The organism is Paenibacillus sp. Dod16, assembly GCF_049893405.1.
GTDB lineage: Bacteria > Bacillota > Bacilli > Paenibacillales > Paenibacillaceae > Paenibacillus_AQ.
In genome coordinates, this window is record NZ_JBNDYG010000005.1 from 231,017 (window position 1) to 245,826 (window position 14,810).

At 48.4% G+C, this 14,810-nt stretch carries 14 protein-coding genes; 1 reads left to right on the forward strand and 13 read right to left on the reverse strand.

Going from position 1 to position 14,810, the window contains the following annotated elements:
* Nucleotides 1-1,150, reverse strand: a 1,150-nt coding sequence (locus ACPV3A_RS05890; RefSeq protein WP_426198438.1) for an extracellular solute-binding protein, incomplete at its 3' end; no start/stop codon positions are given.
* A 284-nt stretch (nt 1,151-1,434) separates the two neighbouring features.
* Here ACPV3A_RS05890 and ACPV3A_RS05895 point away from each other — a divergent pair.
* Nucleotides 1,435-2,337: an ArsR/SmtB family transcription factor gene (locus ACPV3A_RS05895; RefSeq protein ID WP_194541877.1), complete on the forward strand. Its 903-nt coding sequence runs from the start codon at nt 1,435-1,437 to the stop codon at nt 2,335-2,337.
* A 239-nt stretch (nt 2,338-2,576) separates the two neighbouring features.
* Here ACPV3A_RS05895 and spo0A read toward each other — a convergent pair whose 3' ends face one another.
* The 12 genes from spo0A to nusB all read right to left on the reverse strand — a co-directional run bounded on the left by spo0A (nt 2,577) and on the right by nusB (nt 14,638).
* Nucleotides 2,577-3,380 carry a sporulation transcription factor Spo0A gene (gene spo0A, locus ACPV3A_RS05900; RefSeq protein ID WP_194541876.1) on the reverse strand — a complete coding sequence of 268 codons (804 nt, stop codon included), beginning with the start codon at nt 3,378-3,380 and terminating at the stop codon, nt 2,577-2,579.
* A 195-nt stretch (nt 3,381-3,575) separates the two neighbouring features.
* Complete coding sequence (gene spoIVB / locus ACPV3A_RS05905; RefSeq protein ID WP_220685909.1) at nt 3,576-4,910, reverse strand: SpoIVB peptidase; 1,335 nt, start codon at nt 4,908-4,910, stop codon at nt 3,576-3,578.
* A gap of 100 nt (nt 4,911-5,010) precedes the next feature.
* Nucleotides 5,011-6,750 (reverse strand): DNA repair protein RecN, encoded by a 1,740-nt coding sequence (gene recN, locus ACPV3A_RS05910; RefSeq protein WP_426198439.1) that lies wholly within the window; start codon nt 6,748-6,750, stop codon nt 5,011-5,013.
* A gap of 51 nt (nt 6,751-6,801) precedes the next feature.
* Complete coding sequence (gene ahrC / locus ACPV3A_RS05915) at nt 6,802-7,251, reverse strand: transcriptional regulator AhrC/ArgR (RefSeq protein ID WP_071223861.1); 450 nt, start codon at nt 7,249-7,251, stop codon at nt 6,802-6,804.
* A 17-nt stretch (nt 7,252-7,268) separates the two neighbouring features.
* Nucleotides 7,269-7,760, reverse strand: coding sequence for a hypothetical protein (locus tag ACPV3A_RS05920; RefSeq protein WP_339296108.1), 492 nt, complete (start codon nt 7,758-7,760; stop codon nt 7,269-7,271).
* A 68-nt stretch (nt 7,761-7,828) separates the two neighbouring features.
* Complete coding sequence (locus ACPV3A_RS05925) at nt 7,829-8,701, reverse strand: TlyA family RNA methyltransferase (protein WP_194541872.1); 873 nt, start codon at nt 8,699-8,701, stop codon at nt 7,829-7,831.
* 20 nt (nt 8,702-8,721) lie between these two features.
* Nucleotides 8,722-10,629, reverse strand: a complete 1,908-nt coding sequence (dxs, locus tag ACPV3A_RS05930; protein ID WP_194541871.1) for a 1-deoxy-D-xylulose-5-phosphate synthase — start codon at nt 10,627-10,629, stop codon at nt 8,722-8,724.
* Between the two features lie 108 nt (nt 10,630-10,737).
* A complete protein-coding gene (locus ACPV3A_RS05935) occupies nt 10,738-11,613 on the reverse strand; it encodes a polyprenyl synthetase family protein (protein ID WP_426198552.1) in 876 nt (291 codons plus the stop codon).
* Between the two features lie 22 nt (nt 11,614-11,635).
* Nucleotides 11,636-11,896, reverse strand: coding sequence for an exodeoxyribonuclease VII small subunit (gene xseB / locus ACPV3A_RS05940; protein WP_009591232.1), 261 nt, complete (start codon nt 11,894-11,896; stop codon nt 11,636-11,638).
* On the reverse strand, nt 11,886-13,256 hold the full coding sequence (xseA, locus tag ACPV3A_RS05945) for an exodeoxyribonuclease VII large subunit (RefSeq protein ID WP_426198440.1): 1,371 nt from the start codon (nt 13,254-13,256) through the stop codon (nt 11,886-11,888). Before xseA ends, xseB begins: the two co-directional genes overlap by 11 nt.
* Before the next feature lies 1 nt (nt 13,257).
* Complete coding sequence (folD, locus tag ACPV3A_RS05950) at nt 13,258-14,118, reverse strand: bifunctional methylenetetrahydrofolate dehydrogenase/methenyltetrahydrofolate cyclohydrolase FolD (protein ID WP_426198441.1); 861 nt, start codon at nt 14,116-14,118, stop codon at nt 13,258-13,260.
* 61 nt (nt 14,119-14,179) lie between these two features.
* Complete coding sequence (gene nusB, locus ACPV3A_RS05955) at nt 14,180-14,638, reverse strand: transcription antitermination factor NusB (RefSeq protein ID WP_194541868.1); 459 nt, start codon at nt 14,636-14,638, stop codon at nt 14,180-14,182.
* Between the last annotated feature and the right edge of the window lie 172 nt (nt 14,639-14,810).

Below are 14,810 nucleotides of genomic sequence, written 5' to 3' on the forward strand. Positions count from 1 at the left end.
CGATATCCGCTGCATATGTATCCACAGCCTCCGCTACGTATGGATAGTATTCGTAGGTGTAAATGTACAAGGATTCGATTTCTTTTTCGTTGGCGGTAAAGAATGACTGAATATAATTACCGTACTCCGGGCTCTCAATGACCTGTTTACTCGCTACAATCTGTCCCGCTTTTGCCCACTCAATCGAGTTTTGGCGAATGAATTCCAGGAACTGGCCGATGGCCTGCTCTTTCTCGTCCGTTCTCTTATCGTTCTTCAGCATGGAGAATAAGTGCGAAGAGGCCCGGTTCGTATACTTATCAGCACTCGTCGAATAAATGTTCGTAACGCCAAAGTCCAATCCATCGACGGTTGCGTGTGCCGTCGAGCTCCATGTGCCGTCTGTGGAAAATAAAACGTTTCCAGATTGGAACATCAGATAGCCGTCCTCACCAAAAGGGGTCATCAAGCCTGCATCCGATATTTTCTTAATCTCCGTAAATGCTTGCTTCATGGCTTCTGTATTTACGGCCGGCTTGCCGTCTTGTTGAATGTCGCCGCCCAGGTTCTGGATTTGCGCCAGCACAACCCAGCCCAACAGAGCGTCATTGATCACGTAATCGCCTTCATCCAGCTTGCCTTGCAGCGACAAAATTTCATCAATGGTCACGACATCATCATCCAGGAAGCTTTCAACATTGTATTTTTTGAGCAAATTTTTATTGTAATACATCGCATTGCTGTGAATATCAAGGGGTACTGTATATTGGGTGCCCTCGACGTTTCCTGTTGCCCAGGCCTGCGGCAAGTAATTATCCGCTTTCAATTCTGGCTGAGCTTGCATGACTGCCGTCATCGGCTCCAACACACCTTGCTTAACGAAGCTAGGAACGCGGTCTGCGTGAATAATGGACAGATCAGGAACGCCTTTGCCTGAATTCAGGACGGTAGAAATTTTTGTATACATATCCGAAGTAATCACGTGCTTCACTTTATATTCAGGATTGGTGGCGTTGTAATCTTTCACTAGCTGATCCATGTAAGCCCCGTCATCACCTGTCAAAGGCGTCCAGAAGGTAATGGTGTTCTTGTCCCCGTTGCCACATCCCCCTAGTACCGCTACCGCTAACAATACAAGTATTAGTGAAACCCCCATTTTTTTCTTCAACAAACTCTCCTCCTATTACTAATCATTTGGTTAATCATTTACCGGCATGGATCATGAAAACGATTAACTTTGGTTCAGTATACACTCGTTTTGAAAACGGTGTCAATAACATATATATAAATCTTTGTTACTTATTTTTAGTTTAATTAACATTTACATTAATCATATAATTGAAAATTTGTTGTATTAAATGCTTAGATTTATATACAGGTTAATAAAGCATGTGTTATGATGCATATAAGTTAATGAACCTGGTTTATGAAAAACTTGTTGAAAGAAGTGGTCATATGCAATTGGAAATAGACAAGTCATCGCTTGTGGTTTACGAGGCTTTGGCCAGCGAAGTTCGAATCAAGATTATTCAGCTGCTCTCCAAAAACAAAATGAATATCAAAGATTTGGCCCAAGAACTTCAAATCAGCAGTCCGATTGTGACAAAACATATTAAAAAGCTCGAAGATGCAGGCATTATCCGGACAGAAAAAGTACCGGGAAAATCGGGACAGCAAAAAATATCGATCCTGAAGGTGGATCATATCGAAATCAACTTCCCGAAAAAGATTTTTCATTCCTTTGCTTCATATGAGGCATCCGTGCCGATCGGGCATTACACGGACTATGACCTGAAACCTACCTGCGGCCTTGCTACCGAGAAGGAATTTATCGGGCGGGTTGACGAACCCAAATACTTCATGGATCCCAAGCGTGTGGATGCAGAAATCCTGTGGTTTACGGAGGGCTTTATCCAATACAACATCGCGAACTTCCTTCAAAAGGATGAAAAGCTGCAGCAGTTCGAAATCAGCTTGGAGATTTCCTCGGAATTTCCTTTTTCCAATGATGTTTGGCCTTCCGACATCACGTTCTCCTTAAACGGGATCGAACTTGGGACGTGGACAAGCCCGGGGGATTTCGCGGATACGAGGGGGAAGTATACGCCTGCATGGTGGCCGCACAACATCAACCAATACGGTCTGCTAAAAACGATACGAATTACAAGCCATGGTACTTATATCGATGGCGACCCGCTCTCTGCCGTCTCCATAGATGATTTGGATGCAACCTGTGATCGCTGGACCTTTCGAATTGAAGTGAAGGAAGATGCAAAGCACGTGGGAGGTGCCACCTTATTCGGCAAGAAGTTCGGAAACCACGAGCAGGATATCCAGTTCAAAATGTATTATCTGTGAGGCCAATCGAAGGTAGATAACACCGAAGATTGTTCACCTGTTAAGTTACCTAAATAAAAACAAACCAGCCGGATTAGCGGCTGGTTTGTTTTGCTCAAAGTCCATGGCAAACATAAAATCACTCCTTCACAGATTACGACATCGCAACCAATAAAGGAGTGATTTCAATGTTCCGCGCAAGTAGACATTCAGGATAACCTCTTTCATTACCCTAAATCCCTTCCTCAGTCCTTACCCTTTCAAGATACCTTATGCTCAATTCTCAGCTTGTCAGCGACCATCGCGATAAACTCGCTGTTGGTTGGCTTGGATTTGCTGATGTTGATGGTGTAGCCGAACAGATGCGAGATGCTGTCGATGTTACCGCGTGTCCAGGCCACTTCGATTGCATGACGGATCGCACGTTCCACGCGGGAAGGCGTTGTTTTGAATTTCTCTGCGATTGCCGGATACAACGTTTTGGTGATCGCACCAAGAATTTCGATATTGTTGTATACCATCGTAATGGCTTCACGCAAATATTGGTAACCCTTGATATGAGCAGGGACACCAATCTCATGGATAATCGAAGTGATATTCGCGTCCAGATTTTTGCCTTTGCCCATGGGAACCACATTGGATTTCATACTTGTAAATGAAGCGCCTGACGAAATGCTGCTGGACGAGCCAACGAGTTGACGAATACGGCTGGCGAGCACCTCCATATCAAACGGCTTCAAAATATAATAGGAAGCCCCCAACTGTACGGCTCGCTGCGTAATATTTTCCTGACCAAATGCCGTAAGCATAATGACTTTCGGCTGCGGAGACAAATTCATATCGCGTAATCGCTCAAGTACGCCAAGGCCGTCCAAATGAGGCATAATAATGTCAAGGATCAGCACATCCGGTACTTTTCCCGATTCCTCAATCATGCTCAGTACTTCTTCGCCGTTATAAGCGATTCCGGAAACCACCATATCTTGTTGATCCGAAATGTATTCACCAAGCAGGTTTGTAAACTCACGGTTGTCGTCTGCCAATAATACCTCGATCTTTTGCAATTCGTGCTCCTCCTTTATCAGATCAGTTGTTATTTTAGAACATTTTCTTGTGTATAAAGTTTTCGACATGCTTATTTAAATTCCTTCTGTCGAAAATTATTTTTCTTTATTTTTTTTTGAAGTTGATTTATAATTAAATATTTTGTTTCAAATTAATCTCTAATTCGTTATTTTACGACAAAAAATCTCAAGGCATTAACCTGCCTTAAGATTTTGAGGAGTTGATTCTGTAGATTGTAGTACGCCGGAGTCCTGAAGCATCCATTCAATAAAGCATCCATACCCCGATTTAGGATCATTAACAAAAACGTGCGTTACCGCTCCAATCAGCTTGCCATCCTGAACGATCGGACTGCCGCTCATGCCTTGTACGATCCCGCCTGTCTTCTTAAGCAGTCTCGGGTCGGTGATACGAAGCACAAGCCCTTTCGTTGCAGGAGCATCCTGCTTGGACACATGAACAATCTCCACTGTAAAGCGTTCAACATCCTGCCCTTCAACGACAGTTAAAATCTCTGCCGGTCCTTCCTTGACCTCATGGGATAAGGCTACGGGAATGGGCTCCTGATACAGACCGTGTTCAGGAAGATTATTCATTTTACCGAAGATGCCAAAATGGGTATTGCGCTCGACATTGCCCAAAATCTTGCCGTCTTTTGTGAAGGTGGCCCGTTTTTCCCCCGGCTCGCCTTCTTCACTTCGACTAATGGATGTAACGTTGGACTGAACAATCTGTCCGCTTCCGACATCAATGGGTGTTTGAGTATTCATATCGGTGATAACATGGCCTAAAGCTCCATAAACTTTCTGATGAGGCGCATAGAAAGTTAAGGTTCCTACCCCTGCTGCAGAATCACGGATATACAGACCAAGACGCCAGCTTTGATCTTCTTGATCATATGCCGGACTCAGTTTTGTTGCCATTACTTTGCCGCCCCGCTTAAAGGAGATATCCAGTGGCTTATTAGCTTTACCAGCCTTCTCGACGATATCAGCAACCTTAGTCACATCATTAAGCGGCATTCCATCCATCGTGGTCAGCAGATCGCCAACCTTCAAGCCAGCTGCTTCTCCAGGAGACACTTTAGCACCGTTTTGAACGCGTACCAGATGATGTCCAACGACCAGTATACCGGAGGATTTCACTTTGACACCGATGGTTTGGCCTCCAGGAATGACCTTGAGCTCCGGGATCACCTTCACATGAACTGTCTTCAGAGGAATTTTACCAAATAATTTCAGGGTTACTTCCGCATTTCCGCTTTGCTGGGGGTTCAGCTGCAGTGGATGCTTTAGCGATACTTGAAGTTTTGACTCGCGGGAGCCGTTGAGCTGCAGGACATCCGGGCGATCAACTGAAGCGAGGGCTTGAACAGGCATGGCTACATCAAGGCGGGACTGCTGACCGGAAATCAATCTCAGCTCATTAGGCAATGAAGCAAAAGACTGGACTGGATCAGCGGTTCCAATGAAACAAAGAAGGAAAGCAAGAACGAAACCGAGCAGTTTTCTCCTGAGGTTGGGCTTCAATGGCTGTCACGCTCCCTTTTTCTTCTTTCGCTTGACGAAAAGGTGGTCGCCAATTGCGTACCTTTAAGTTACCCTGCCCTTAAGGATTTATAACTGTCAATCATTGACCCAGAGCCGTTCTGGAAGCCTTTTGCGCTGCCGCCAGATTGAGCATTTCTTGGGCATGATGAAGTGTCTTTTGAGTGATCTCGACTCCGCCAAGCATTCGTGCAAGCTCTTTTACACGCCCCTCTTCAGTCAGGTTTTCTACTTGCGTCATCGTTCTGGAGGCTTCCAGCTTCTTCTCGATTAAATACTGATGATCCGCCATGCAAGCGACCTGCGGTAAATGCGTTATGGAGAACACCTGACAGGTTTTAGCCAGCAAAAACAGCTTCTCCGCAATCGATTGGGCAGCCCTTCCACTGACACCTGTGTCGACTTCATCAAAGATTAAGACCGGTATTTGATCATGACGGGCAAATATACTCTTCATCGCCAGCATAATTCTGGACATTTCTCCACCCGAAGCAATTTTGGCAAGCGGACGCAGAGGTTCACCCGGATTGGCGGATATGAGGAATTCGGCCGTATCCATACCTTGTCTGGTCAACCTTACTTTATGTCCTTCATATTCGTAACCGTTAGGATCCAGCTGCAGTTCCATGCGAACCTCAAGCGAGGTGCGTTCCATTTGAAGATCCTTTAGTTCTCCCTCCACCTGCCGTGCTAAATCTTGCGCACATTGCTTGCGGGCAATACTAAGCTCTTTCGCGCTAACCAGCAGCACGCTTAACAACTCGTCACGGCGCTGTTCCATCGCTTGTATAAACTCGTCCTTATTCTCCAGCATATCGGTTTCCTGCTGAATTCTCACGTAGTATTCCAGAATTTGCTCAACATTATCCCCATATTTTCGTCGCAATCCGGAGATCATATCTAAACGAAGTTCAATTTCATTCAGCCGTTCCGGATTGAATTCAATGCTGTCGCGATAATCCCTCAGCTGGAAAACCGCATCCTCCAGCTGATAATACGCGGATTGCAGCTGCTCAACAAGCGGCTTTAACCCCTTCTCATCGTAGCCGGACACATCCTCCAATCTGGATAGGGCACGGCTGACGGATTCCAGACCCGAAGATCCGTACAATAGGTCGTATGCTCCGGCAACGGAATCCATCATCTTCTCGCTGTGGGACAGCTTGGTTCTTTCTTCGGACAATTCCTCATCCTCACCGGATTTTAGCTCCGCAGCCGCGATCTCCTCGAGCTGAAACCGATACATATCCAGCATTTGATACGCCTTCTGGCTGGTCTCCTGCAGCTCCCTGAGCTCCCGCTCCACTTTGCTGAATTCGCCGTACAATTCTTGATATTTCCGTTTGGCAGGCCCGATGACCTTATCTCCGTATGTGTCCAGAAGACTCATATGCTGCTCTGAACGCAGCAAGCTTTGATGCTCATGCTGGCCATGAATATTGATGAGCTTTTCTCCAACTTCACGCAGCATGCTTAAATTCAGCAGCTGTCCGTTAATACGCGACGTGCTTTTCCCTTGAGATGTCAGTTCTCTCCGAATCAATAAATGCTCTTCCGGATCCGCTTCAACACCCAGCTTCTTCAGTGTTTCCCATACGGGATGCTGCGGAGGCAGCTCAAACAGAGCCTCAATCTCCGCTTTGTCGCACCCGTAGCGAATCAGCTCAGCCGAGCCGCGGCCGCCGGCAATTAATCCCAGCGCATCGATTATGATGGACTTACCTGCTCCGGTTTCCCCCGTCAGTACGTGAAATCCCGGATAAAAATGCACATCCACGCTTTCTACAACCGCAAGATTCCGAATGGATAGCGTGTTTAACATGTTTCCCACCTCCGCTACTGCTTAAAACTGCCAATGAGTCACAAATATTTATTACGAAATGAAATTTTTGATTTGGGTAACCACATGTTCTCCGTCATCTTCCGTTCGGCAAATCAGCAATATCGTGTCATCGCCGCAAATGGTCCCCATGATCTGGGTCCACTCCATATTATCGAGCAGCACGGCAACGGAATTGGCTGTTCCAGGCAAGCATTTCATGACGACAAGATTACCGGTACGGTCAATGTAAACAAAATTATCGACAAGCGCTCTTTTGAGCTTCTGTACAGGGTTATAACGCTGATCTGTCGGCATGGAGTATTTATATCGCCCATCATCTGTAGGCACCTTAATGAGCAGCAGTTCTTTGATATCACGTGAAATCGTAGCTTGAGTGACCTGAAAACCTTCCGCACGCAATGCGTCCACAAGCTCATCCTGTGTCTCAATATCCTGGTGGGTAATAATATCCCTGATTTTAATATGGCGTTGTCCCTTCATAAAGAGCCTCCTGAGTATTAACTGTTGTAATCATCCTGACCAATCCATTCTTCGTCCGACCAATCCATGCTTAAACGGTGAATCGACTTCTCGTTCACATTAATGTAGAGCAGCCCGGCACATTCGGGATACAGCAGCAAAAACGGCATCAACCGATCGCGAATGCCCGAGCCCGTCCAGTCGACCGGCATCCGTTCCCGTGCCAGCTTCACCATGTACAGCTCACCACTGTCATCGGATGCAATGTAATCGATAAACAACCGACTCAAGATGGGTCTATGCCCCGTTTCAAATGACAAGTTTATTTTTACTTTACCCCCAACGACATCATATCCTTCTTGTTCGAGCATCCCAATCGCTGGGTGTTCTGGAATGTGTTCATTTATCGGGATGCCCGGCAGTCGATCCGGTGATGGCGACATTAGCCAACGATTCAGCCTATAACCGATAAGCAAGGCTATGACGACACCAAGCAATATCATTAATAACCAATCATAACGCTCATTCATCCTCTCACCTCGAATTTTGTATTCGCGTATGAGAACATAAATTCCTCTTTTTCAGCAAAAGAAACCCATCATTTCGATGAGTTTCCTGTGAATGTATGAGCCGCTTGCGTTACGACGGTATCAATCCATTGACTCAAATGGACAGGTTCTTGTCCATCTGCCTGAGTCGGTTCTTCCGAGCTTTCAGAAACCTCCGGCTCTAATCGCCAGTGGGCCAGGAATTCTATATTGCCTTCTCCACCCGTAATCGGAGAGAATGTCAGGTTTTTTAATTTGAACCCAATTTCATCCGCAAAAGTCAGCACTTGCGTCAAGACTTCCCTGTGAACCTTCGGATCACGAACCACGCCGGACTTACCCACCTTCTCCCGCCCTGCCTCAAATTGAGGCTTGATCAGAGCAGCTACATCTCCTGGTTTACCCAGGAGCATCTTCAAAGGCGGTAAAATGATGCGAAGGGATATAAACGAGACGTCAATGCTGGCAAAATCAGGCTGAGGGCCATTCAGGTCATCCGGTGTCATATAGCGGAAATTGGTTCGCTCCATGACACACACGCGTTCATCGTTACGCAGCGACCAATCCAACTGGTTATAACCGACGTCGATCGCATACACATAACTTGCCCCGTGCTGGAGCGCGCAATCCGTGAATCCGCCAGTCGAAGAGCCGATATCCAGCATCGCGCGCCCCTTCATATCGATGTCGAATGAACGAATCGCTTTCTCAAGCTTTAATCCTCCACGGCTGACATAGGGATGAACCGAGCCTTTGACTTTCAATTCGGACGTCCTCGGAATTTTCATGCCGGCTTTCTCGATCCGCTCGGTTCCGGCATAGACCAGACCCGCCATAATCGCGGCCTTGGCTTTTTCGCGACTCTCATAATATCCCTGCTCCACGAGCAGGACATCAATTCGTTCTTTCTGAGATGAATCCATATTATACTCCCGATGGTTTACTAAGACATAAAACTTCTCTTGCCGAGCCCGGCTGTCCGGGCATTCTTCAAGCTCCGGATCTCCTGACAAACCGATTCCAATGTCAGCCCTACTTCTTCGCGCTGCTGCGGTATGCTGCCATGCTCGATAAACCGGTCTTCGATCCCCATTAAAGATACGACCGCATCATGGATTCCCTGCTCCGCAAAGAACTCCAGAACCGCGCTGCCCATACTACCTGCTTGCGAAACTTCCTCCAGAACCAGCATGGATGTCCCCGTCTCTGCCAGATTCCGCAGCATGCCTCCATCAAGCGGTTTAAGGAATCGGGCATTTACGACTTCCACCGTAATGCCTTCCCGCTTGAGCTGCTCCGCAGCTTCCTCGGCCAACTGAACCATAGGACCGGATGCCAGAATCGCGTATCCTTCGCCAGGACGAACGACTTCCCAAGTCCCGATAGGAATCGGCACCAGTTCGGTGTCCATTGGAACGCCGCGCACATTGTTCCGGGGGTATCGGTAAGCGATAGGTCCCTCATTATAATCGAGCGCTGTTTTCATCATATGACGAAGCTCGTTCTCGTCTTTTGGCATCATAATGACGATATTCGGGATATGACGCATGAAGGCCACATCGTATACCCCTTGATGGGTTTCGCCATCTGCACCAACAAAGCCGGCACGGTCAATCGCAAACATCACGTTGGCGTTATGGCGGCAAATATCATGCACGATTTGGTCGTACGCACGCTGCATAAACGTGGAATACACCGCAAATACAGGCTTCATGCCTTCCATTGCCAATGCTGCGCACAAGGTCGCGGCGTGCTGCTCGGCAATCCCCACATCGATCATACGATCAGGGAATTTCTTGCTGAACGGGATCAAGCCGGAGCCGCCCGGCATCGCCGGCGTAACGGCCACGATTCGCTCGTCCTGTTCCCCCAGCTCAACCAGCGTCTGTCCGAACACTTCCGTGTACATCGGATTTCCTACCGCTTTAAGGACTTGGCCGGATTCAATCTTGTAAGGCGTGATCCCATGCCATTTATGAGAATCGGATTCAGCCGGTCGGTATCCCTTGCCTTTGGTTGTTACGGCATGAATCAGAACGGGTCCATCCACATTGTCGGCCTGCTTTAACGTATCGATCAGTTTGTTCAGATCATGTCCGTCTACAGGGCCCAGATAGGTAAATCCGAGTTCCTCGAATAAAACGCCGGGAACCATCATATATTTAAGGCTGTCCTTCATCTTCTCTGCCGTCTTGGCCAGTTTGCCGCCGATGGCAGGAATTTTCTTCAGGAGCATTTCCACTTCGTCCTTGGCACGAAGATAATAACGATCAGATCGGATCTTGCTTAAGTAGTTATGCATGGCACCCACATTCGGTGCAATCGACATTTCATTGTCATTCAGGATGACCATCAGCTTTTTCTGCTCATGGCCAATATGGTTGAGCGCTTCAAACGCCATGCCGCCGGTAAGGGCACCGTCACCGATCAAGGCGATCACCCGGTTGTTCTCACCTTTCAAATCACGCGCCATCGCCATACCCATTGCGGCAGACAGCGAGGTGCTGCTGTGCCCGGCTTCCCAGACATCATGCTCGCTTTCGGAACGCTTTACGAAGCCGCACAAGCCTTTGTATTTACGGAGCGTATCAAATTTATCCATTCGTCCGGTCAATATCTTGTGTACATAGGCTTGATGGCCCACGTCAAATATGATCTTGTCACGAGGGCTGTCAAAGCAATAGTGCAAGGCCAGCGTGAGTTCAACCACTCCCAGATTCGGTGCAAGATGGCCACCGGTAACGGACAGCTTTTCGATTAGAAAATGACGGATTTGTCCTGCTAAATCCTCGAGTTCGTCCACCGATAGATGTTTAAGTTGTTCGGGATGCTTGATATTTGGAAGAAGCACGAAGAATCTCCCCGCTTTCCTTGATTAAGTTTACGTTCTTCAGCTGATATGAAATCAGCCATTAACAGACATTATATCACAAAAAAACCGTTTGCATGTAAAGCGTGCTTAGTGATCCCGAGCCATCAGGAAATCGGCGATCTCCAGCAATCTGGAGGGATCATTAAAATTCCCTTCGGAAATGACCCGCTTGGCTTCTGCTGTCAGGCGCTCAACTTCACGCCTTGATGCGTCCAAACCGATGAAGTACGGATACGTCACTTTTTCCTGTTTCACATCGCTTTGTACCGGCTTCCCAAGCTTGGACTCATCCCCGACCAGATCCAGGATATCATCTTGAATCTGAAAAGCAAGGCCGATATGATGCCCGAAGGTTCGCAAGGATTCAATCTGGGATTCCGAGCACCCGGCAATATGCCCGCCGGCCATCAGCGAGAACATGATCAGATCACTCGTCTTATGCAGGTGAATATACTCAAGCTGCTCTAGCGTCGTTATCCCTTGTTCACCCTCCATATCGGCAACCTGACCGCCTACCATCCCCCGCGGACCTGCATACTCCGCAAGATCCTCCACAATCGACAGCACGCGCTCAGCTGGAACACCATGCTTTCTGGCAGCCTGGATTACACTGTAAAAGGCATGCGTCAGCAAGGCATCGCCGGCCAAAATAGCGCTCGCTTCGCCAAAAACCTTATGATTCGTTGGCTTGCCGCGGCGATAATCGTCATCATCCATCGCTGGAAGATCGTCGTGGATAAGGGAATATGTATGGACCATCTCAACGGCGCAAGCGACTGGAAGAGCGGCATCACGGTTGCCGCCTCCGGCCTCGCATGCCGCAATGACAAGCAGCGGACGCATTCGCTTGCCGCCTGCCATTAAAGAATACGACATGGACTGGCAAAGGGTTTCAGGAACTTTCCAACCTGGCGGAAAAAGATTTGTTAACTCGCTATCCAGTCTGTCCCAAATCTCATTCATATATTGATGAATCGGAAGTCTGTTATTCACCCAGTTCACCTGTCTCATCCAGCGTCCCGCCAAAAGGCTTACGCTTCAGTTCTCCGCCTTCTTCCACGATCATTTCGATTTTTTGCTCAACCTGCTCCAGCTTTTTGCTGCACATCTGCGACAGCTTCATGCCCTGTTGAAATAAATCGATCGCTTTTTCCAGCGGCACATCTCCATCTTCCAACTGCTCTACAATCGTCTCGAGCTGCGCCATCGCTTCTTCAAAGCTGATCTCCAATGTTTCATTCGCCATTCTCTTCATCCTCCTTCATTCCCCACACTTGACACTGCAGCTGTCCGTCGCTGACCCTCACGTTAACCAAATCGCCTAACTGAACATCTTCGATGGATTTGACAAGCTTTTGTTCTGCCTCGTCATACACGAGGCTATATCCTCTGGACATAATTTTCAGCGGACTGAGCGCATCGAGATGCCTCATTTCGGTTTGCAGCTGAGACACCTTGGATTTCATGATCGACTGCATCGCATTCATTAACTGCCGGTTGGCCTGATCTTTTCTTCTCGCGGCGAACTCCGCTTGGGTTCGCGGATTATACCGGATTAATCCCTGATGCAGTGATTTTTGTCGCTGGCGGACCAGGGATAGCCGGGATTTGAGGTTCCCCTGCAGCCGCTGGGACAGCATGTCCAACCGTTCGGCATGTTGAAGCATATACCGGCGGGGATGAACCAGAACCGGGGAACGCTGGAGCGAAAATAAACGTTCACGACTCCGCTTAAGACGCTGCTGAAGTCCCTGGTTCAGCTGACGCTGTCTTTGAACAAGCTGCCCCGTCAGTTCCGCGCTGCTCGGTACCGCAAGTTCAGCGGCGGCTGTCGGCGTTGCGGCTCGTAAATCTGCAACAAAATCGGCGATCGTAAAATCCGTTTCGTGTCCGACGGCCGAAATGACGGGAATATCGGATTGATAAATAGCTCTTGCAACGATCTCCTCATTAAACGCCCACAGCTCTTCCAGTGATCCGCCGCCGCGCCCAACGATGAGCACATCAGCCTCAGCCATGTCATTCATCGTCCGAATACCCTTCACGATCGAAGGAGCAGCCCCTTTGCCTTGAACCAGCACCGGATAAAGAATGGCTCTAGCCTGTGGGTACCGTCTCCGGATCGTAATCATAATATCCCGAACCGCGGCGCCCGTCGGCGAGGTAATAACACCAATTGTCTTGGGATAACGCGGCAGAGGGCGCTTGCGCTCGGCTGCAAACAAGCCCTCTTCCTCCAGCTTCGACTTCAGCTGTTCATAAGCAAGGTACAAACTGCCGATCCCGTCGGGCTGCATTTGAACCGCATAGAATTGATACTGACCATCTCGTTCATATACCGACACATTGCCCCGGGCAATGACGCGCGAGCCTTCCTTCGGTATAAAAGGGAGCCTCTGGTTATGAGTCGCAAACATGATCGCACGAATCCGGCTGCCTTCATCCTTTAAGGTAAAGTACATATGTCCGCTGGAGTGATGGGTGAAATTCGAAATTTCACCGCGGATCCATACGTCGGAGAGCCTGGAATCGCCTTCCATTTTCATGCGGATATAACGGTTTAAATCCTTAACGGATAATACTCGTCCTGGATCTGCCGACTTCATATCAGCTCAACCCATTGAGCCTTTTGGCGGCTATCAAGGTATTCTGCATGAGCATCGTGATGGTCATAGGGCCCACGCCTCCAGGAACCGGAGTAATCGGACCGGACACTTCCTTCACGCTCTCAAAGTCCACGTCCCCGGCAAGCTTCCCGTTCTCCAAACGGTTCATGCCGACATCAATTACAACAGCACCCGGCTTCACATAACTGGCATCAATCATATTCGCTCTGCCAATTGCAACGACCAGGATATCCGCTTGGCGAGCGATTTCAGCCATATTCCCCGTTCGGGAGTGACACATCGTAACGGTGGCGTTCTCGCGCTGGAGGAGAAGTGATACCGGTTTGCCAACGATGTTGGATCTCCCGATTACAACCGCATGCTTGCCTGCAATCTCGATGCCTGTCCGCTTGATCATTTCAATCACGCCGGCAGGCGTGCACGGCAGCAGACTGTCATCGCCTATTACGAGGTTACCCACATTAACTGGATGGAAACCGTCCACGTCCTTTTCCACTGCGATCGCATCAATGACGGCCTTCTCATGGATGTGCTTTGGCAATGGGAGCTGGACCAAAATCCCGTGAATGGATTCCTGTGCGTTAAGCTTGTCCACGAGCGCCAGCACTTCTTCCTGGCTGGATTCCGCGGAAAGACGGTGCACCTCGGAATAAAAGCCCAGATCCTGACATGCCTTCTCCTTGTTGCGAACGTAAACATGCGAAGCCGGATCATCACCTACAAGTACAACAGCCAAACCAGGACGTAAATTCTGCTTGGACAATTGTTCTACTTCTAACGCAATCCCCTTGCGAATTTCTTCAGAAATCTGTTTTCCGCTAATTATCGTTGCTGCTGTCATCCTAATCTCTCCTCCATTATGATTGAATGATGCCGATTCAAGCTTAGCTTAAGCGTACAGATTAAGACTGACGCAGCTTCACCTTGACTTGATCCAGCTCCTGAATCATCCGGCCAAGTACACCGTTGACGAACTTCCCTGATTCCTCGGTTCCGAAATGCTTGGACAACTCAATCGCTTCATTCACAGCTACCTTGCCAGGCACATCTTCACGGGATGTCAGTTCATATACAGCCAGACGCAGGATTTGACGATCCACACGGGAAAGACGACTTACCTGCCAGCCTTTCAAATAATGAGCGAGCAGTGCATCAATCGAATCCTTGGATTCCCATGTTCCATTGACCAATTGCAGCACATACTCCTTCATTTGAACTTCGTCGCCGATGACCCGCTCGGTCTCATTTTCTTCGGCCGCTTCCGAGAGCAGCATCGACACGGCTTCCACACTGTCGACTTCGTTCATCTCCATCTGGTACAGGCTTTGAACGACAATCTCTCTTGCTACACGTCTTTTCATTTTGTTCCTCCTGTGGACCCTGCTGAATCCATTTTTCTAATTAGTATGATCCATTTGCCGTCAAGACTTGACAACAATTAAAACGCCAAAAAAAAACCTGTGAATATCTCTCTCCGCAAAAAAGGCGCACGACACCTGTCCTCAGCATTTTTTCCGGAGAAAGCATATCACA